The sequence below is a fragment of the Pantoea sp. B9002 genome (assembly GCF_013385945.1).
Taxonomy (GTDB): Bacteria; Pseudomonadota; Gammaproteobacteria; order Enterobacterales; family Enterobacteriaceae; genus Pantoea.
Genome location: NZ_JACAPA010000054.1, coordinates 58,540 through 78,630 on the forward strand (window position 1 = coordinate 58,540; position 20,091 = coordinate 78,630).

At 52.2% G+C, this 20,091-nt stretch carries 21 protein-coding genes; 8 read left to right on the forward strand and 13 right to left on the reverse strand.

Annotation, left to right across the window (positions count from 1 at the left end; genetic code table 11):
• Nucleotides 1-54: 54 nt before the first annotated feature.
• From HX773_RS22905 to HX773_RS22920, 4 genes are read right to left on the reverse strand one after another with little or no spacing between them, the layout of a single operon-like run.
• Nucleotides 55-990 carry an ROK family protein gene (locus tag HX773_RS22905; RefSeq protein WP_176973454.1) on the reverse strand — a complete coding sequence of 312 codons (936 nt, stop codon included), beginning with the start codon at nt 988-990 and terminating at the stop codon, nt 55-57.
• On the reverse strand, nt 987-1,853 hold the full coding sequence (locus HX773_RS22910; RefSeq protein WP_176973455.1) for an ABC transporter permease: 867 nt from the start codon (nt 1,851-1,853) through the stop codon (nt 987-989). The genes HX773_RS22905 and HX773_RS22910 overlap by 4 nt, the downstream gene beginning before the upstream one ends.
• Entirely contained in the window at nt 1,853-2,773 is a 921-nt protein-coding gene (locus tag HX773_RS22915) for an ABC transporter permease (RefSeq protein ID WP_008108101.1), read from the reverse strand. Before HX773_RS22915 ends, HX773_RS22910 begins: the two co-directional genes overlap by 1 nt.
• An 18-nt stretch (nt 2,774-2,791) precedes the next feature.
• Nucleotides 2,792-4,327, reverse strand: coding sequence for an ABC transporter substrate-binding protein (locus HX773_RS22920; RefSeq protein WP_176973456.1), 1,536 nt, complete (start codon nt 4,325-4,327; stop codon nt 2,792-2,794).
• A 315-nt stretch (nt 4,328-4,642) separates the two neighbouring features.
• Here HX773_RS22920 and HX773_RS22925 point away from each other — a divergent pair, with 315 nt between their 5' ends.
• Genes HX773_RS22925 through HX773_RS22935 form a run of 3 tightly spaced genes read left to right on the forward strand, consistent with a single transcriptional unit; the run spans nt 4,643 to nt 9,029 of the window.
• Complete coding sequence (locus tag HX773_RS22925; RefSeq protein ID WP_176973457.1) at nt 4,643-5,776, forward strand: ROK family transcriptional regulator; 1,134 nt, start codon at nt 4,643-4,645, stop codon at nt 5,774-5,776.
• Between the two features lie 11 nt (nt 5,777-5,787).
• The gene (locus HX773_RS22930) at nt 5,788-7,230 is read left to right on the forward strand and encodes a M81 family metallopeptidase (protein WP_176973458.1); all 1,443 of its coding nucleotides are present in this window, start codon (nt 5,788-5,790) and stop codon (nt 7,228-7,230) included.
• Complete coding sequence (locus HX773_RS22935) at nt 7,227-9,029, forward strand: ABC transporter ATP-binding protein (protein WP_176973459.1); 1,803 nt, start codon at nt 7,227-7,229, stop codon at nt 9,027-9,029. Before HX773_RS22930 ends, HX773_RS22935 begins: the two co-directional genes overlap by 4 nt.
• A 40-nt stretch (nt 9,030-9,069) precedes the next feature.
• Here HX773_RS22935 and HX773_RS22940 read toward each other — a convergent pair whose 3' ends face one another.
• Complete coding sequence (locus HX773_RS22940; protein ID WP_176973460.1) at nt 9,070-9,450, reverse strand: tautomerase family protein; 381 nt, start codon at nt 9,448-9,450, stop codon at nt 9,070-9,072.
• The gene (locus HX773_RS22945) at nt 9,450-9,758 is read right to left on the reverse strand and encodes a carboxymuconolactone decarboxylase family protein (protein WP_176973461.1); all 309 of its coding nucleotides are present in this window, start codon (nt 9,756-9,758) and stop codon (nt 9,450-9,452) included. Before HX773_RS22945 ends, HX773_RS22940 begins: the two co-directional genes overlap by 1 nt.
• A gap of 99 nt (nt 9,759-9,857) precedes the next feature.
• Between HX773_RS22945 and HX773_RS22950 the strand changes: the two genes are divergently transcribed.
• On the forward strand, nt 9,858-10,763 hold the full coding sequence (locus HX773_RS22950; protein ID WP_176973462.1) for a LysR substrate-binding domain-containing protein: 906 nt from the start codon (nt 9,858-9,860) through the stop codon (nt 10,761-10,763).
• Between the two features lie 122 nt (nt 10,764-10,885).
• On the opposite strand, the gene HX773_RS22955 is transcribed toward HX773_RS22950, so the two are convergent.
• A complete protein-coding gene (locus HX773_RS22955) occupies nt 10,886-11,098 on the reverse strand; it encodes a hypothetical protein (RefSeq protein WP_176973463.1) in 213 nt (70 codons plus the stop codon).
• A gap of 363 nt (nt 11,099-11,461) precedes the next feature.
• Between HX773_RS22955 and HX773_RS22960 the strand changes: the two genes are divergently transcribed.
• Nucleotides 11,462-11,752 (forward strand): hypothetical protein, encoded by a 291-nt coding sequence (locus HX773_RS22960; protein ID WP_176973464.1) that lies wholly within the window; start codon nt 11,462-11,464, stop codon nt 11,750-11,752.
• A gap of 75 nt (nt 11,753-11,827) precedes the next feature.
• On the opposite strand, the gene HX773_RS22965 is transcribed toward HX773_RS22960, so the two are convergent.
• Nucleotides 11,828-13,102, reverse strand: coding sequence for a Glu/Leu/Phe/Val dehydrogenase (locus HX773_RS22965; protein WP_176973465.1), 1,275 nt, complete (start codon nt 13,100-13,102; stop codon nt 11,828-11,830).
• A gap of 491 nt (nt 13,103-13,593) precedes the next feature.
• Here HX773_RS22965 and HX773_RS22970 point away from each other — a divergent pair, with 491 nt between their 5' ends.
• A complete protein-coding gene (locus HX773_RS22970; RefSeq protein ID WP_370463633.1) occupies nt 13,594-15,021 on the forward strand; it encodes an amino acid permease in 1,428 nt (475 codons plus the stop codon).
• An 8-nt stretch (nt 15,022-15,029) separates the two neighbouring features.
• Here HX773_RS22970 and HX773_RS22975 read toward each other — a convergent pair whose 3' ends face one another.
• The 5 genes from HX773_RS22975 to HX773_RS22995 all read right to left on the reverse strand — a co-directional run bounded on the left by HX773_RS22975 (nt 15,030) and on the right by HX773_RS22995 (nt 18,757).
• Nucleotides 15,030-16,199 (reverse strand): ROK family transcriptional regulator, encoded by a 1,170-nt coding sequence (locus tag HX773_RS22975; RefSeq protein ID WP_176973466.1) that lies wholly within the window; start codon nt 16,197-16,199, stop codon nt 15,030-15,032.
• Nucleotides 16,200-16,344: 145 nt separating this feature from the next.
• Nucleotides 16,345-16,611 carry a hypothetical protein gene (locus HX773_RS22980; RefSeq protein ID WP_176973467.1) on the reverse strand — a complete coding sequence of 89 codons (267 nt, stop codon included), beginning with the start codon at nt 16,609-16,611 and terminating at the stop codon, nt 16,345-16,347.
• Between the two features lie 128 nt (nt 16,612-16,739).
• Complete coding sequence (locus HX773_RS22985) at nt 16,740-18,083, reverse strand: hypothetical protein (protein ID WP_176973468.1); 1,344 nt, start codon at nt 18,081-18,083, stop codon at nt 16,740-16,742.
• A gap of 133 nt (nt 18,084-18,216) precedes the next feature.
• Nucleotides 18,217-18,462 carry a hypothetical protein gene (locus tag HX773_RS22990; RefSeq protein WP_176973469.1) on the reverse strand — a complete coding sequence of 82 codons (246 nt, stop codon included), beginning with the start codon at nt 18,460-18,462 and terminating at the stop codon, nt 18,217-18,219.
• 79 nt (nt 18,463-18,541) lie between these two features.
• Nucleotides 18,542-18,757, reverse strand: a complete 216-nt coding sequence (locus tag HX773_RS22995; RefSeq protein WP_176973470.1) for a hypothetical protein — start codon at nt 18,755-18,757, stop codon at nt 18,542-18,544.
• 303 nt (nt 18,758-19,060) lie between these two features.
• Here HX773_RS22995 and HX773_RS23000 point away from each other — a divergent pair, with 303 nt between their 5' ends.
• Nucleotides 19,061-19,651, forward strand: a complete 591-nt coding sequence (locus HX773_RS23000; protein WP_176973471.1) for a GrpB family protein — start codon at nt 19,061-19,063, stop codon at nt 19,649-19,651.
• A 96-nt stretch (nt 19,652-19,747) separates the two neighbouring features.
• Nucleotides 19,748-20,026: a GNAT family N-acetyltransferase gene (locus HX773_RS23005; RefSeq protein WP_218168340.1), complete on the forward strand. Its 279-nt coding sequence runs from the start codon at nt 19,748-19,750 to the stop codon at nt 20,024-20,026.
• Nucleotides 20,027-20,091 lie beyond the last annotated feature (65 nt).

Genomic DNA, 20,091 nt, shown 5'->3' on the forward strand with positions numbered 1-20,091 from the left:
CCATTTATAAGCGCGATAAATCGCGCCGCTACATTACATAGCCGATATGGCGTATCACACTTTTTGACGCGCCAACAGCGCTGCGCCCATCATGCCGCCGTGATGCGCGAACTCGCCTGGCACCACCAGACGATGCGTGGTGCGGCGTAATACGTAACCCTGCACCACCTCATCTAACGCCGCGATCAGCGGAGCCACCGATGCCAATCCGCCGCCAACCGCCACGCGCGATGCGCCGGTGATATTGATGCTGTACGCCAGCGGCTGACCGACAATTTGCAGCCATGCCTGAATGGTTTGCTGCGCTAGCGCATCCTGCTGCTGCCAGCGTTCGATAATCTCAACGCTGCTCGCCGTGCGGTCATGCAACGTCTGATGCAGATTTTCCAGCCCGCGCGCACCGCCGTAGCTGTCGAGACAGCCTTTTTGCCCGCACGGACATGCCTTGCGCGGCAGCCGCCGCGTGACGCCGTCGATCTCCACTTCGGTAAGCGTGATCGGCCCATGTCCCCATTCGCCGGTCAATCCGTTCTGCCCGGTGATAATGCGGCCATCCGCCACCAATCCACCGCCAACGCCCGAACCCAGAATCGCGCCAAACACCACTTTGTGCCCTTTTCCCACACCCGCCAGCGCTTCCGCCAGCGTGAAGCAGTCGGCATCGTTATGCACAATCACCTTGCGTTGCAGCAGCGCGCCCAGCTCGTTCGCCAGACTGCGCTGATGAAACGCGGGAATATTGCTGGCAAACATCTCGCCGGAATCGGGTGCCACAATGCCGGCGGTAGAGATCGCCACCGCACTGTTGGCGGTAAAATGCAGGTGATGTTGGGCAATCATGCGACTTACCAGCGCGGTGAAATCGTCCCAACTGGTTGCCGGAATTTTTTGCTGATCGAGAAGGGTTAATTGATCCTGCGCACTCATCACGCCTAACTTAATAAAAGAGCCGCCCAGATCGAGGCAAATCACCGCAGATTGTCTACTCATAAACGTTTATCCATCACATCACGCAAACCGTCGCCCAGCACATTGAAGCCCAGCACGGTAATCAAAATCGCCAATCCAGGGAAGAGTGACACATAAATATTCAGGCCGAGGAAGTTGCGCCCATCGCTCATCATGGTGCCCCACTCCGGCATCGGTGGCTGCACGCCTAAACCGAGAAAGGACAAACTGGCGGCAGACAGCACCACCGCGCCCGCCGTCAGCGTCGATTGCACAATCAGCGGACCAATTGAGTTACGCAGAATGTAATGGGTGATGATGCGCGGATAGCGCACGCCGAGCATATGCGCCGCTTCGATATATTCCATGTTTTTCAGGCCCAGCGTCAGGTTACGGCTCAGACGCGCATAAACCGGTATCGAGAACAGCGAAATGGCGATCAGCATATTGGTGAGCCCTTCGCCGAGCACGCTAACGATCAAAATCGCCAGCACAATGCCAGGAAAAGCGAAGATGATATCCATCACCCACATGATCAGCGCATCAATTTTGCGTCCGGCTAAGCCAGAAATGATGCCAAGCGGAATGCCGATCACCATCGAGATCGCTACGCTGAGGCTCACTTCAAACAGCGTGATACGCGCGCCGTAAATCACGCGCGAGAAAATGTCGCGGCCATAATCGTCGGTGCCAAACCAGTGCGCGGCCGACGGCGCTTGCAAGGTGTTGAGCAGATCCTGCTCCACCGGATCCCAATGGGTGATCAGCGGGGCCAGCGCGGCGGCGAGCACCACCAGCAGCACTAGCGCACCGCCGATGGCAATGGACGGGTTTGCAATAAGAGTGCTGATCAGGTGTCGGCTGCGCGAACGCGGCGGCAGCACGGAAGTTTCAATGCTGTTCATCAGTCGAACCTTATTTTTGGATTGAGCAAGCCAATCAGGATTTCGCCCACCAGATTCATCAGCACCACGCCGGTCACGGCTACCAGCGTCACGCCCTGAATCACCGGATAATCGCGATAGCGCACCGAATCCACCAGCAAGCGGCCAATGCCCGGCCAGTTGAACACCGATTCGGTAACCACCGCGCCGCCAATCAGGCTGCCGAAGTTAAGCGCCACAATGGTGACAATCGGGATCAGTGCATTACGCAGCGCATGCTTCCAGTTAATGCTGGCGGAAGATAATCCCTTGGCTTTGGCGGTGCGGATATAATCCTGACTCAGCACATCCAGCATGCTGGAACGCGTCATGCGCGCGATCATCGCCATTGGCAAGATCGCCAGCGTGACGGTGGGCATGATGTAGTTTTTCCACGAATCGGCGCCCAGCAGCGGTAACCAGCCCAGCTCAACCGCGAAGTAATTCATCGCCAGCAGCGCCAGCCAGAAGTTGGCAATCGACGCACCGGCAATGGTCAGCACCATCACGATTTGATCCGGAATCCGCTGGCGATAGATGGCACCCGTCATGCCCGCCGGAACACCAATCGCAATCGCCAGCAGATACGCCAGCGCCGCCAGCGATAAGGTGTACGGCAACCGCTCGCTGATCTCCGTCATCACCGGACGCTGCGACTGCAATGACAAACCAAGGTTGCCGTGCAGCGCCTCCGCCGCGAACTTGACATATTGCAGTGGCAGCGGCTGATCGAGCCCCAGCCGCACGCGCATGCTGTCTACCGCTTCCTGCGGCGCTTCCGGTCCCGCCATCAGCCGCGCCGGATCGCCCGGCAGCGCGCGGATGGCGATAAACACGATAATCGACACGCCGAAAATGATTAACGGCAGCGAAAGCACCTTTTTTGCGACGTACGCTTTCATATCACATCAGCCATTAGGTTATTGCTTCACCGCGTCGCGCACGACGATTTGTCCGCCCGGCTGCATAACCACGCCGCTGATATTTTTACGTGCGGCATAGAGATCGTCCTGATAGAACAGCAGCACCTGCGGCGCTAATCCGCTGATCTGTTTTTGCGCCTGGAAGTAGAGATCTTTGCGTTTGGCATCGTCGAGCGTCGACGCCGCAGTGTCGATCAAATCATCGGTTTGCTTGTCGCTAAAGAAGCCCAGATTAGCCCCGCCCGGCGCGAAACTGCTGGTGTGATACAGCGGACGCAGCTGCAGATCGGAGCCATATAAACCGGAAGACCAGGACGCGAGCACCGCGTCGGTGCCCTGCGCGGCTTTCTCTTTGCCATCGGCAAATGCCGCTTTGGTCCACACGCCGCTCTCCATCTGGCGCACGTTCAGCTTCACGCCGATTTTGCTCCACATACCTTGCAGCACTTGTGCCGTGCGCGCATCCGGCGCCTGCACCGCAATCGACATCGGGAAACCGTCGGCGTAGCCCGCCGCTTTCAGCAGATCTTTGGCTTTTTGCAGATCGTACGGATAGTCATGCAACGCTTTGTCGTAGTTAGGATCGACCGGTGCCAGCGCGGAGTTCGCCGGTTGCGCATAACCAAACATGATGGCTTTCACCAGCGCCTGTTGGTCGGTGGCGAGATTCAGCGCCTGACGCACGCGCACATCGCTCAGCGCTTTGCTTTGAGTATTGAGATCAACCCAGAACACTGCCGCACCCGGCGACTGTTTGAGATTTACGTTGGCGTTGTTTTTCAACATGCCGGCAAACTGCGGCGGCACCGGGTTAATAATATCGACCTGACCCGATTGCAGCGCCATATTCATCACTGAAGGCTCGCTGCTCCACGTCCATTTAATTTCATCCGGCCCGGAAGATTTGCCCCAATAGTCCGGATTCTTTTGTTCAAGTACATATTCGCCGGATTTGTATTGCACCAGTTTATAAGGTCCGGTGCCGTCGGCTTTATTGTTGATGCTGCCGGCTTTATCTGCTTTCGGGCTCACCATTAATCCCGGACCGGAGGCTAAAACAGTTAAAAAGGCCGGATTAATTTTTTTCAGCTGAAACGTGACAGTGAGATCGTCTTTTTTCTTCACATCCTGAATAAAGGTGCGAATTTTGCCGCTGCCGGCTAAACCGCGCTGCGTATTTAAATGACGCTGGAAGTTTTCCACCACCGCATCGGCATTAAAGGGCGTGCCGTCGTGGAATTTCACATTGGGCCGCAGGGTAAAGGTCCAGTTAAGTCCGCTGTCATCGGATGTCCAGGATAATGCCAGTGCTGGAATGATTTTGCCGTCATCACCGAGACGCGTCAGGCCTTCGTACATCGGGTCCAGCACCGTGCCGGTAAAGGTCGCGGTTTGGTTGCCGGGATCCATGCTGCGCGGCGGTTCGTTCTGCATGATCACCAGCTGGCTGGCAAAAACGGAGGCGCTCGCCATCGACGCCAGTAAACAACCGGCCAGCGTCAGTACCTTGAAATGCTTATGTTTGCTTTCCATGAAGACCCTCAATGAATCATTGAAACGATCGGTGAATGAACGCTCGTCATTTTCACCACGCACATTCCGTAGCGGCGCAATTTATTGCGCAATGAATTGCGCCGCTACGGAATGTGCGGGAATCGATAATGTCATTCATCGCAATTGACAAGCTTGCCGCTATATAAGCCACACTCACTAAACAAAAGCCAATAGGTTGGTTCATATAATTTACTTATAATCAGATCTGCATTCATAAATTTAACTAAATATCGTTGTATTTGTTTTCTGTCCTTATTATTGTCAGCGCATAGTGCTAACGCCGTGAGAACCTCAATGCTCAATGCCCACCAGCAACAAATTCTGCGCTTACTTATTGCGTCGCATGGCATGAGCCGCACCGTGCTTGCGGAAAAAATGAAATTGAGCAAAGCCGCAATTAGCACGCTGGTAAAAGAGATGCTGCAGGCCGGATTGCTGGAAGAGAGTATTCCGGAATCCAGCGGGCAGGGTCGTCCATCGGTGTTATTAAAAATGCGTGCCGACAGCGCCTATTTTCTCGGTGCCTCGCTGCTGGGCGAACGCGTGATATTAGTGCTGATTGATATGCACGGCCGCACGCTGGCCGCCACCCAGATGCCGTTGAATCTCGATCCGCCGCAGCTGGCAAAAACCATTGCGGCGGCGATCCCGGATCTGATTGCACAGAAATCGATTACGCAGGATCAGCTGATTGGCCTGGGCGTGACGCTGTCCGGCTTTGTCGATGAAAATCAGGCGATTTGCGTGCAGTCGGCGCTGCTGGGCTGGAAGAACGTGCCGCTGGCGGAACTGCTGAAACAGCAAACCGGGCTGGAAGTGTCGTTAGAAAACGATGCCAAAGCGCTGGCGGTGAGCGAGAAGATTTTCGGCGTGGCGAAAAAGGCGCGCAACTTCACCCTGATTTCGCACGGTGACGGCATTGGATCGGCGCACTTCTTTCAGGGCCAACTGCATCGCGGCGCACACGGCGCTGCCGGTGAAATCGCCCACTGCACCATCGAACCCGGCGGACGTCCCTGCCGCTGTGGCAAACGCGGCTGCCTCGATACGCTGGCCTCGTTAACCGCCATCCGCGAAAGCGTACGTGATAAAGCGCTGGAGAGTGAATCGATTGCCGAACTGGAAGCGCTGGCGGTGAAAGGTAACAGCGCGGCGATTGCCATTTTGCATCAGGCTGGTCATGCGCTGGGTTTATCTATCGCCAATATCATCCAGATGAACGACCCCGAATTAATTGTGATTGCGCATCAGCCCGATGCGTTTGATGGCTTGCTGAAAACCGTGGTGATGCAGGCGATCGACAGCCATGTGCTGCCGTCGATCATCGGCAAAACGCCGATCGCCAGCATGGTGATCAACGAAGAGAGCTGGGCCAGAGCCGCAGCCAGTGTGGCGGCGTATCGTTTTATCATTCACTTACCCGACTAGCGGAGGTTGCTATGCGCATTGCTTTTGGTGGAATTCATACTGAGTGCAGTACTTATAATCCGGTGCTGAATTATGCCGACGACTTCCGCATCGTGCGCGGGGATGAACTCACCACCAACCCTTATTTCGCCTTTCTGCAGGATTATGATGCCGAGTTTCTGCCGACCTTCCACGCACGCGCCATCGCCGGTGGCCCGGTGGCGCGCATCACCTACGACGATTTTAAGCAGGATTTCCTGACGCGCCTCGCGGCACATTTGCCGGTGGATGGCGTTTATCTCGCTATGCACGGCGCGGTCTATGTGGAAGGTATGGAAGATGCCGAAGGCGACTGGATCAGCGCCACGCGCGAGTTGGTCGGCGCGGATTGCCCGATCACCGTCAGCTACGATCTGCACGGCAACGTCACGCAACGCATCATCGATGCCATCGATATGTTCTCGACCTATCGCACCGCGCCGCACATTGATGTGGAAGAGACCATGCGCCGCTCGGTATCGATGCTGGTGAAAAGCCTGCAAACTGGCGTCAAACCTGGCGTGGTGTGGGCGCCGATTCCGGTGGTGTTACCCGGCGAGCGCACCAGCACCGAAGATGAACCGGCGAAAAGTTTGTATGCGCGCTTGCCCGCGATAAACCAGCTGGAGCACATCTGGGATGCGTCGCTGATGGTCGGTTACGTCTGGGCCGATGAACCGCGCGCCACCGCCGCCGCGATCATGACCGGCACCGATGCCGATGTGCTGGCGGAACAGGCGGCTAAACTGGCGCTGGCTTACTGGCAGGCGCGCGATGAATTCAGTTTTGGCTGCGTCACCGGCAGCATTGAAGAGTGCGTCTGTATGGCCATCGCCAGCGAAACCGCGCCGGTGATTTTGGCCGATTCTGGTGATAATCCTACCGGCGGTGGCGTCGGCGATCGCGCGGATGTGTTGGCGGAACTGATTCGCCAGGGTGCGCAGCAGGTGATCGTCGCCGGCATTACCGATAAACCCGCCACCGATGCGGCCTTTGCTGCTGGCGTGGGCGCAAGCTTAACGCTGACCGTCGGTGCGTCGCTCGATCCGGCGGGCGGCAAAGTGCAGGCCGAATTTGTGGTGAAACATCTCAGTGATGATCCGCGTTCGCTGGCGAAACAGGCGCTGCTGCAAACCGGCGGCATCACGCTGGTGGTCGCCGATCGCCGCCGTCCTTATCACAACCTGGCGGATTTCGCCCTGCTCGGCCTCGATCCCGCCGCGGCCAAAATCGTGGTGGTAAAGTCCGGTTATCTGTCACCAGAGCTGGCACCGCTGGCTAATCCTAACCTGATGGCGCTGTCAGAAGGCGTGGTCGATCAATATGTGGAACGCTTAACCCGCAAGCGCAAATTGCAGCCCGCCTATCCGTTCGATACCGATTTCACTTACCTGCCGGTTAGCCACTTATCGGCACGCTTTGTGGCAGCGAAATGAACGCGCCCACCTCAGCAGTCGAACCGGTGCTGCGCATCGAAAATCTGACCGTCGCCTTTCGCGTTGAGGATCAATGGCGCGAGGTGGTGAAAAACCTGTCGCTAACCGTTAATGCCGGTGAAACGCTGGCGATTGTCGGTGAATCCGGTTCGGGGAAAAGCGTCACCTCGATGGCGATTATGCGCTTACTCAACATGCGCCACGCGCGCGTCAGCGGCAAAGTGCTGCTGAACGGCGTCGATCTGCTGACGCTGAGCGAATCCGCCATGCGCGATATTCGCGGCAATGCGGTGGCGATGATTTTTCAGGAGCCGATGACCAGCCTGAATCCTTCGTTCACCATCGGCAATCAAATCGCTGAAGCGCTGATCAATCACCGCAAAATCAGTAAACGCGCCGCGCGTGAAGAGACCATTCGGCTGCTGGAGAAAGTGCGTATTCCCAATGCGGCGAAACGCTTCAATGATTATCCACACCACTTTTCCGGCGGCATGCGCCAGCGCGTGATGATTGCGATGGCGCTGGCGCTGCGGCCAAAACTGCTGATTGCCGATGAACCGACCACCGCGTTGGACGTTACCATTCAGGGGCAAATTCTTGACCTGATTAAGACGTTGCAGGAGGAGGAAGGCACGGCGGTGCTGTTTATTACCCACGACATGGGCGTGGTGGCCGAAGTGTCGGATCGCACGCTGGTGATGTATCAAGGTGATGTGATGGAAACCGGCACCACCGCCGCGATTTTCTCCGCGCCCGCCGCCGATTACACCCGCACGCTGATTGCTACCGTGCCGCAGCTTGGCGCGATGCGCGGCATTGCTGGGCCGCGTAAATTTTCCTTTGACCAGCGCGACGCACCTGAGACCAATCGCGTATCGACATCGCAGCAGCCGCTGCTGTCGGTGAAAAATCTCAGCACCCGCTTCAGCATTCACGAAGGCGTGTTCAGCCGCAAAACCGGCGCGGTACATGCGGTGGAAAACATCTCGTTTGATCTGATGCCGGGCGAAACCTTGTCGCTGGTCGGTGAATCGGGCTGTGGAAAATCCACCACCGGGCGTTCGCTGACGCGCCTCGTCACACCCGACGCGGGCGAAGTGGCCTTTGATGGTTACGACGTGCTGAATCTTTCTGCTCATGAGCTGCGCACCTTGCGCCGCGCCATGCAGATGATTTTTCAGGACCCGTTCGCCAGCCTCAATCCTCGCATGTCGGTGCTGGAAGCGCTCACCGAACCTTTTCTGCAACACCGTTTAGGCAGCAAAACCGAGGCGCGCGCAAAAGCTGCCTCACTGATGGAGCGCGTCGGGTTGTCCGCCAGCATGATGAAACGCTATCCGCACGAATTTTCTGGCGGCCAGCGCCAGCGTATCTGTATCGCCCGCGCGCTGATGCTCGATCCGAAAATGATCATCGCCGATGAATCGGTGTCGGCGCTGGACGTCACGGTGAAAGCGCAAATCATCAATTTGCTGCTCGACCTGCAACAGAGCCTTGGCTTGTCGTATCTGTTTATCTCGCACGATATGGCGGTGGTCGAGCGCATCAGCCATCGCGTGGCGGTGATGCTGCTGGGAGAAATCGTCGAGATCGGCCCGCGCGCGGCGATTTTTGAAAATCCGCAGCACGATTACACGCGCAAATTGCTGTCGTCGGTGCCGGTGCCCGATCCGGCGCGCCGTCATGTGAAGCGCCAGATTGACATCAGCGAGCTGAAAAGCCCGGTGCGAGCGTTGGGATTTGTGCCCGAAGCACGGCGTTATCGCGAGGTGAGTGACGGGCATTGGGTGATGGAATGATCAGGCAATGCCCGGAAGAAGGTCGCCATGAATGGCGACCCTACGACGCAAACATCTTCCCGCCGCTAAAACTCCAATCTTCGGGCTGGGTTTGCTGAATGATGATCATCAAATCATTGGGATCGAGATTGAGCCGCTGCTGCAACCGTTCGCTCAACACCTGATAAGTTGCCCGCTTCTGCTCCACGCTGCGCGGTTTGCCTGCCACGATGTTCAGCAGCACATAGCGATCGCTGCGACCGCCGCTGAGATAGTGGCGATCATAAATCAAACGCGGCGCCGCCAGCGATTCAATCACCTGAAAACGATCGTCAGGCGGAACGTTAAACTCGGCGACCAGCACCTCATGCAGTGTGTCTGATAAAGTTTGCAGATCGGCATCACTCCAGCCGTCACGCACGGTGATTCGGGTCAACGGCATCAGTTGTTCTCCTGCTGTAGCAAAGCCAGCCCCGTCACCGCCGCGGGCCATCCGGCATAAAACGCCTGATGAGTAAATAACTCCACCAGCTCTTCACGGCTCAGTCCGTTCTGCTGCGCAAATTCAAGATGCCACGGCAACTGCTGCTCACGGCCCAGGGCGCTGAGTGTGGCGAGTGTGATCAAACTGCGCTCACGCGGTGACAGCACCGACCGCTGCCAGATATCGCCAAACAACACCTGCTGGGTTAACTCCGCTAACTTCGGTGCGATCTGCTGTAACGAATCGCGATCCAGTGGCTTACTCATGATTTTCTCCGGCAATGAATAGGCAGCGATTGTGGCGCGCTGCTACAATCCTGAAAATCACATTATTCAGGACTAATAATCCTGCTTTAAAGGATAGTTATGGAGAAGATCCCGGTTTCGCTGGATAGCGATGCGCTGCGCAGTTTCGTGCTGGGGATTGAGTGCGGCAGCTTCGCGCTGGCGGCGCAGCAGCTGTGCCGCTCGACGTCGGCGGTCAGCGCCCAGTTAAAAAAGCTGGAACAACAGTGCGGTATGGCGCTGGTGACCAAACGCGGTCGTCATCTGGCGCTCACGCCCGGCGGCGAAATCCTGCTGAGCTATGCGCGTCGTCTGCTCAGCCTGAATGATGAAGCCTGGCGCGCGGTGCGCGGCGAGTTGTTGCAGGGCGATGTGCGTATCGGCATGCAGGAAGATTTCGGTGAGTCGCTAATGCCCGGTATTCTTGGCCCGTTTAGCCGCCAGCATCCCAGTGTGCGTATTAGCGCGCGCGTTGATCGCAACCAGCCGCTGTTGCAGGCAATGGCCGAGCAAAGCCTTGATATGGCGCTGCTGTGGCAAGGCGATAACTTGCCGGCGCAAAGTGAGGTGCTGGGCCAGACGCCGCTGGCGTGGATTGGCGCGCAAGAGTTCGATATCAGCGCCCTGCTCGCGCGCAATGATCCCTTACCGCTGGTGATGTTTGAAGCGCCCTGCCTGATGCGTTCGCGTGCACTTTGCGTGCTGGAACAAGCCGAACTCGACTGGCGCGTGGTGTTTACCAGCCACAGTTTGAGCGGCATATGGGCAGCGGTGCGGGCCGGATTGGGCATTACCTTGCGCAGCCAGATCGGTTTACCTGCAGGATTGCATTCCCTGAACGCGCTGCTGCCCGCAGTGGGAAATATGGGTATCGCACTGTGGCAACACAACGCGGACGATGCCGCGCAGCAGATGCTGGCGCAGCTGACGCGGCGTGCGTTGGCGGACGATATTCATCACAATGGGAATGGAACTGTTTCGATGTAATGTGTTAGCGGGTGAGATGCTCACGGATGAAAAACATTCCATGCTGGCCAGTTTCTATCCTGCACGCTTCAGTTAAATAAAACCTTCTGCCGCGATTTTTCAGGCAAAAGGTTTTTCTCATATTATTCTTTCATACATAACAGACAAAATACCGCTCGGCTGTTGGGATGATGTGTGTGGAAATATTGCCAGGCATGGTCAGGAGAATAAAACGATCCCATGAACACACGATTATCATAGGCGGGAGCCATACGGCAGCTTTCGCGATGCAGATTGCAGCAACCTTCCGTATCTGCCTGACTAAAGACATAAAAATCCGTGATGCTTAATTTCATCCGCTACTCCTCATGGGCAGAGATAAATACCAATTAATAAAAATCTTTAAAATCGCCCGTTGCGGATACTATTTGTACACTTTTTAACAACCAGCTCAGAATGAGCCATAAAATAATTATAGTCTGCGTGGAGTCGGCTGTCTTTAATTAAAAATAAACTTATTTAAGCCGAACGTAATAAAAGAGTAAGTTAATAATTATTATTTAACCCTTACCTGTCGCTACGCTTAATAGGGCCAATATTTACTGTTAACGGCGGTCATCAATTATAAACTCGAGCTAAGATTTATCTTAAAAAAATGAACTTTATTTCAGGTCAATTAAACTTAAGTAAACTTAAATTAAGCCACCGGAGATAATATCATGCTCAGTTATACTATCCGTATCGAATTGAAAGAACCCACCGCTGGCGCGCAAATAGAATTGCTCTATGCGATGCTTGAGAATGGTTTTGCGCGCAGCTTAGTGTGTGAGAAAGGCTACGCGTATGTTTTACCCACCAATGAATATGTTTATGTAGGCAGTGAGAATATAAGGAGTTTAACCGACAGGGTTGTTACTTTGGTGAGCGAGTTCAGCGAAGATCCTTCGGTAATGATTACTCAATCCGCCGCAAGGTGCTGGTCAGGTTTACGCGGGGTCAACCTTGCTTAAAAGCGAAGATAAACGCCCTCTTACTAACATGAAGGCGTTTATCCGTTGATTTAAATAAACTTAAAATATAATTAATTAGCCAGGATAAATACCGCGATCTTTACGTGCCAGTAAAATGCGTTCGCAGGCAACGATATAAGCGGCAGTGCGCAGTGAGCAGCGCTTTTCAGCCGCTTTATCCCAAACGTGAACCATTGCCTCGGTCATGATGCGGTCCATACGCTGGTTAATCTCATCTTCGCTCCAGAAGAAACTCGCCATATCCTGCACCCATTCGAAGTAACTCACCGTTACCCCGCCAGCGTTACAGATTACGTCTGGCACTACCTGCACGCCGCGACTCGCCAGCATATCATCAGCATCCGGATAAGTTGGGCCGTTAGCGCCTTCCAGCACCAGTTTTGCGCTGATGATTTCTGCGCGCTCGCGGGTAATTTGTCCTTCCAGCGCCGCAGGAATCAAAATATCCATGGCGGTGGTCCAGAACTGCTCTCTGTCGATTTCACGCGCGCCAGGGAAACCGGCAATCTGTTTATGTTCGATCTGCCACGCAGTCAACGCGGCTAAATCGATGCCGCCTTCGTTGAACAAGGTCGCGGTGTGATCCTGAATCACCACCACGCGTGCACCGGCTTCGGCGAACAGACGCGCGGCTTCACTACCCACATTACCAAAGCCTTGCAGCGCCACGCGTGCGCCTTCAATGGTGATGTTAGAGCGTCGTGCCACTTCCCGACCGGTAATAAATACGCCACGGCCCGTCGCCTTCTCACGTCCTAACGAGCCGCCAAGATGAATCGGTTTACCGGTGACCACGCCGGTAATGGTGGTGCCGTGGTTCATGGAGTAGGTATCCATCATCCACGCCATGACTTTGCCATTGGTGCCGACATCGGGCGCGGGAATATCTTTCTGCGGACCAATAATCAGACCGATTTCACTGGTGTAGCGGCGGGTCAATCGCTCCAGTTCACCTTCAGACAGCGAGTGCGGATCGACACGAATCCCGCCTTTTGCGCCACCGTAAGGCAGGTTGACCGCCGCACATTTGATGGTCATCCAGGCTGAGAGCGCCATCACTTCATTCAGGTCGACAGCAGGATGGTAACGCACGCCCCCTTTGCCCGGCCCGCGCGAGAGATTGTGCTGTACGCGATAGCCTTCGAAGTGGCGAATCGAGCCGTCATCCATCTGAACCGGGATGTCGACAATCAGTGCTCTTTTGGGATGACGCAGGGTTTCTATCCAGCGAGACAATTCACCAAGATGAGGCGCAACGCGGTCAATTTGGCTCAGGTAGGTAGTCCAGGGAGATGTACTGCTTTCAGAAGCGTAAGATAACTTTTCCATGAGAAGCCTGTAGGTTCAGAGTTATTTATATTGAAAAGACGTGGAAAGGTAATGCATTGCACTAGACGGAAAGTAATTTAACACCTTTTCAGAAAAGCGGGTCACGCCAAATAAGAGGGATTTAACTTTTTTGACACAAAAATGCCTGATTAAATGAATAACTAAGCATAAAAAAAGGCCCACATATAGCGCATATCCATGCAATAACTATTCACTAAATTGCATAAAATTTGATTTTATTCCTATTTTTCAGTTCTTTGATGGTCATCAAAAAGTGAATGAACTGTTATTTTTCCGCATTGACTTTGTTAACTCACGCCACCACGATGAGTAAAACCCAGCCGGAAAACTCCATCATGAATTAGCGTTTTATTAATTTTGTTTTTCTTTCATCTATTTAAACGTGCCTCTTTAGGTCAATCCCTTATTTGCCATTGATGCTTGCGGGCAGGCATCGTCATGCGTCTTTTTGCCAGACTGAAGGAATCATTGTGTCTAACAAACCTACACAAGGGCAGATTCAGCCTGCTCGGGCTCACGACGCCCCGCAAAAATTGCAGCGAGGGCTGAGCGAACGCCATATTCAGATGATTGCGCTGGGCGGATCGATCGGCACCGGGCTGTTTATGGGTGCAGGACGCAATATTGCGGTGGCCGGAACCTCGATATTAATCATCTACATATTGGTGGGTTTCTTCAGCTATATGGTGATGCGGGCGATGGGGGAAGTGCTGCTTAGCCGGCTCGACTATCGCTCGTTTGCCGATTTCGTCAGTGATTATCTCGGCCCCAAAGCCAGCTTCTTTCTCGGTTGGTCGTATTGGTTGAGTTGGGTGGTGACCTGCATCGCCGATGTGGTGGTGTGCGGCGCGTATATGCAGTATTGGTTTCCGGAAATGTCGGCGTGGATACCCGCGTTGTTTACCCTCGGTATTTTGTGTCTGTTTAACATGTTGTCGGTGAAGGCTTTTGGTGAGGCTGAATTCTGGTTTGCGCTGATCAAGGTGATTACCATCATCGCGCTGATTATCACCGGCGGATGGATGGTGTTTACCGGCTGGACCTCGCCGGATGGCGTTAAAGCCTCGGTGCACAACCTCACCGATCCTGCCGTATTTATGCCGCATGGCATCACCGGTTTTCTCGCCGGTTTCCAGATTGCGATTTTCTCTTACACCGGCATTGAGTTGCTCGGCACCATGACGGCAGAAACGCGCGATCCCGAGAAAATTTTGCCGCGCGCGATCAACTCTCTGCCGCTACGAATTGTGATTTTCTACATGCTCTCAATGATGGTGATCATCGCGGTAACGTCCTGGCAAGGCGTGTCGCCCGATACCAGCCCGTTCGTGACGCTGTTTGCCAAAGCTGGATTGCCCGCGGCAGCGGCGATCATTAATTTCGTCGCGCTCACCTCGGCGATGTCTTCCGCCAACAGCGGCGTCTACTCCAGCACCCGCATGCTATATGGCTTGTCCGTCGAGAAGCATGCGCATTGGCAGTTTCGTATTCTGTCGCGCACCACGCGTATCCCGCTGCGTAGCCTGCTGTTCTCCTGCTTCTGCATGCTGAGCGGCACCTTGCTGCTGTTCCTGGTGCCGAATGTGACAACACTGTTCACCATCGTTTCAACGCTGGCCGCGATTCTGGTGATCTATTGCTGGGGAATGATTCTGGTCTCTTATCTGGTGTACCGCCGGCAGCGTCCGGATCTGCATCAAAAATCCAAATTTAAGATGCCCGGCGGCAGGATGATGGCGTGGGCAACGCTGATGTTCTTCCTGTTCTCAGTGGTGATCATGATATTTGATCCCGACACGCTCGCCGCGTTAGCCGCTTCGCCGGTGTGGTTCATTGCGCTGTGGCTGTGCTGGAAGATGAAGGAGAAGCGGAAGACGGCAGTGAAGGTGGCGGCCTGACTGGGCCGCTACTTCATCAGCACCTGAAACTGTGGATTAAACTCATCGAAAATCGGCAGCGCGGCGGCACCCAGCGCAGCGGTATCGCTGCCGGTCATACCAACTTTGACGCGAGTTCCGGTGAGGTAGCGACCGCGCACCGATTGATAGAGCGGCGGCAGGCGGCGAATGATTTTATCCAGCAGCACCGCAGGCATCATGCCGCCGATAATCACGCTCTCGGCATCGAAGATGCACTCCAGCAGGTTAATCGCCTGACGTAGCGGCGTTAACACCGTATCGATCCATTTATCGAACAGCGCCGGATCGACTTCCAGTAAATCTTCCGGTAGTGCGGTCATCGGATCGAGCCCGCAAAATTCATACGCTGCCTGCAGAGAAACATAGCGTTCTAAACAACCATGATTGCCGCAGTAACATTCGCGTCCGCCCGGCTCCACCACCACATGCCCGACTTCCCCAGCGTTATGCGCATGGCCGCTATAAACGTGGCCATCCATGATGATGCCAGCGCCTAAACCGGTGCCGATGTAGAGATAGACAAACGAATTGAGCTGACGCGCCACGCCGTGAAAGCGTTCACCGATCGCCGCCACCGTGGCATCATTTTCCAGCGTCACCGGCACGCCGCTCATCGCAGCGAGTTTGGCTTCGATATCCACCTGTTCCCAGCCGTGTAGCGTAGTTGGCCCCATCGAAGAGATGCCCTCAACGCCAAACGGACCGGGCATCACCACACCAATGCCCAGCACTTTCTGCCAGCGGTCGCCCAGCTGCGTTTTGATTTCGCTGAGCACCTCGGCAATGCGCGCTAAGGTGGCATCTGGCTGGGGTTTTTGTACCAGAATCAGGCGGCGGAAGTGAATTTCGCCGGTGAGATCCACCAGCACAATCAGCAGCGTTTGGTGATCAAGATGGATGCCGATCGAAAAGGCGCTGGCGGGATTAAGTGTCACCGGAATCGCCGGTTGCCCGCGTCCCTGTTTGCGCGGCGCGCGGCTGGTGAGCAGTTCGGCTTGCTCCAGCTCAGCCACGATATTCGACACGGTTTGCGGCGTCAGCGCGGTGAGACGAGCCAACTCGGCGCGGGTCAGTTCGCCGTGCAGGCGAATGGCTTCAATGATCACGCGGCGATTGTGCGCCCGTGCGTGTTCCAGATTGGTTCCCGACGTTTTCACCTTGCTCTCTTCCCTTTCGTCACCTGCGCTGCGAATAGCTGCATCAATATCTATGATCGCACACACATTTTACAACCCTTTCGGGCAGGTGAATGGTTGAGGCGGAGATTTCGATAATTTTAGCCTTGGGTGACCATCCCGACGGTTATTTGATAAAGAGCCAATAAGCTACGGCTACCACGCCCACTAACAACGATGCGAATACCGCGCCTGTTACGAATGAATGAGTTGTAGTCTGCTCTTCCTTACGGATGTCTATAAATCTGGCCAGCGCGCGCTTAACATCCGCGGCATTTAATTCTTCAAACTGCTTTTCATAGCCCTTGTTCGTCAGAGCGAAAGCTCCTGCTGTATCTGTTTTCTCCAGCGCCGTGATGTGGTTACCCTTTTTAAAAAAACAGTATTCCGGCATGAGATCCTCCAGGGCAAAGTTTAAGTTTGAAATAACCTATCTGAACAGGCATGTCTGCTCTGTGCCAAGAGCGGGAGTTGCTCACCAGAACGCTATTGATAGCATGTACGTACTTTAAGCAAATTATTTTAACTATCTCCATAATGATTCTTCAGGTCATATTTATAAGTTGCCAACTGAAAAGGGCAGTTATTACCATGAGCATCGGGTTTTAGATGATTATGTGGTGCAGTTAAACAAATATGTTGATGTTCGGTTTTATTGATGTTTTTACAGTAATCAAAAACAGGACAGGAGTATTCTCTTTCCTCATCGAATGTACTAGAGCCATTCAAGTTTTTTATTGCTAAGAATATTGAGCATTGAAATGTCATAAATTCTTTTTCTTGATTAAACACCGAGTCATCACCAATTATTATCTTTTGGTAGCCCCCAGAGAGCTCCATGCTTTGATCATCAGCGTAAATAACACAGCCGTCAAAATTTTCAATAAAATTGGTTAGTTCTTCTTTGTAATTACTTTCAGTGATGCGAGCCAGAAAGTCTAGTTCAAGGAAGGGGTTTTCAATCCTTATTATAAGGTTTTTTTCGATTGATGTACTTATTGATTTAAACACATCGCCTAAAAAAGGATCTTCATTAGGGAAACCATTATCTATTGTCTGTCTGGTAAGAACGATCCATTCTTTATTCATATTGATAAGGCTACGCGCCTGTTCTTCACATAAATTTCTTACTATCTCATCTGAAGTATCTGAGTTGCTGAAGATTAAGGACAGCAGTATAAACATTTGATGTGGTGAGGAATGCTGCATCGATGTAAGTAATAAAATTATAAGACGATAATCACTGCATTGTGGATTGAAAAATTTTGCAATGCTTTCTCCTGTTTTGTATGGGACAGTATCCGCATCAGAAAAAAGATCAGAATGGTTTATTTTAGTGCAAAAAAAACGCTCAAGCACATCAGCACAACTTTCGTAAAACTCACCAATACCAAACATTAACTCACATTCATAATCATTGTATATATATGATACAGCGATTGGCTCGTGGGTGTATTTTTGTTCCTTGATATTATCAATATCATGGATTTTAGTTATAGAAATAAGCTTACGTTTCTGTAAAGTTTCATTGTTATTTAATCGGTATGTATTGAGTATATTGATAGCATTTATATTTGAGTTTTTACTGCTTTCATCACTAGAGTCGTAAGCGTAATTACGTCCATTGTGCCAAATTGATGTGATTAAGTTAAAAAACTGGAACCCAATAACTGAAGATGTATTCTGCAACTTATGACAAAATTCATGGAACAATGTGGCGCAATCACGGGGGTTAAATGATTCTATACCCGCTCCTGTTGTAATGAAATCACTATGGGTTTTATTTATTTTTATGCTCAAAGTCGACGACTTATATGAGCCTAATTTTATGTTTAGATAGTCCGTGGGTAATAATTCATTTTCCATCACAAAGTCATCCGAATTGATAATCTTAAAATACATTCTAACGTATCAGCCGCTTCTCGCTCAAAGCTGCCAGTCAGTTACTTCTTGGTCAGAAATGGCTGTCTGTCCAGGTGCGCGGGGAATTAAAGGCGGATCACCAGTAGCCTAACCCTGTCATCATTAGCCAGGCAGAGAATCCTACTGCAAATGTCCCGCCAGCGATGTAGAAGAACACATTTACATAAAATCCGATATCGCCACGATAATAGTAGTCTTTCTCCGGGGTGCCTTTCCGTGTTTCTATAATCAAACCGGCCTGATAACCCCTGATTCCGTGTAGCAGCATCCATATAGCCATGATGAAAATCATGCATGCGACGGCTAATACTTTATATTCCAATGCACATGTCCTTATGTTGTTGGACAGAATGGGCTGTCTGACTAGAGGGTGGAGAAGGTCAACGCTGAGAGGGCCGGAACTATCTGTCCCAGAAATTCCAGGGCGGGTTCCAGTAAAATTTAAAAACCATCACCAGATACAGGCCCAATACCGCCGAAATCAGTATGAGCAGTTTACCGATGCCGCTTTGATAGTGCAGCAAGCCGCTAATCAGGCTAGCGGCGGCGATAATTAATACAGCGGCATGGAAGAGAACAGCCTCACCTAGTCCTTTAAAATCAATACTTGATAACATTTTTGCATCCTTTCCCTGTGATTCGCGCTCACCATTATGAGCAAATTGTGCGGCCTGTCCAGGGTGGCGCAGATTTTGCTGTAATGGCTCTGATCTGCATGGAAGTGGTTATGTCTGGTCAAGATTTCCTTAAGAGTGGTTCACTGGACAGAATTACGGTTTTGTCCATTACTGCATTTGTCCCGCCCAGGTATGCCAGTCATCAATGCCCGCTTTGTGCCAGGAGCGGACGTTTGAGAGACATCCAAACCCATCTCCTGTACGCTATTGTTCATAATTTGTATGGTCGATAGGTGTTGGTTTATGGTTAGCCCAAAAGAAATAATGCAGCATTATGTCATTGATCCTAAGGATAGTTATTTTGTTAATGGCGTACCGCCGATTGAGAATGTTGCGGTCGTTGCTTATGATCCCCTGTGGCCGGAAATATATTCATCGTTAGCATCCACTATTAAAAATAAATTAGGTTCGAATTTACTAAGAATTGATCATATAGGTTCTACGGCGGTACCTGGTCTGGCTGCCAAACCCGTTATTGATATTGATTTGACAGTTGCTGATGCTACAGATGAAAAAACTTATGTATTAGCACTTGAGAGTCTTGGGTATAAACTAATTGTGCGTGAGCCTCGCTTCCATGGACATCGTCTTTTTCATTACGATAATCCCAGAGTTAACCTTCATGTTTTCACTCAAGACACTCCTGAAACAATCCGACATGTGCTTTTTCGAGATTGGTTGCGACAGTCAAAGAAGGACTGCCAGCTATATGCTGACGTTAAATTAGATGCAATTAAAGGTTGTAGCTTAGATATTCAACAATATCACGAAAATAAAAGCAAAGTGGTGCGTGAAATCTATCAGAAAATATTCAAACATTTAGGCTATATCTAATATGTTTCTTGACCGTTATTGTTTGATATTTACACCAAATATTATGGTTGAAAATCAAAAGCTGAAAAATACAGATAAAGAGATGTAGGAAGAATGATGCAAATTTCTTTAAGAATCGCCACCAACGCTGATCTCGCCATCGTTAACGAGCGCTATGCTGAGATTGATTTTGTACCGTCACTTGCAGGGGAACTAATCGTATTGGCGACTGATGGCGATAATATTGTTGGTCAAGGTAGAGTTGTAACAATCGATACAGAAAGCGGCGAGCTTGGGGGAATTTATGTTTTTCCCGGCAATGAGGGTCTGGGGATCGCCCGTAAGGCTGATGAATCCCCACAAAAACGAAGCAGGCACAGTGGAAAAATGATCTAATTATTGCGCCAACAAAAAATAAGATCGCCACTATGCCTGCTTCCGCATTTTGCCATAAATTTTTA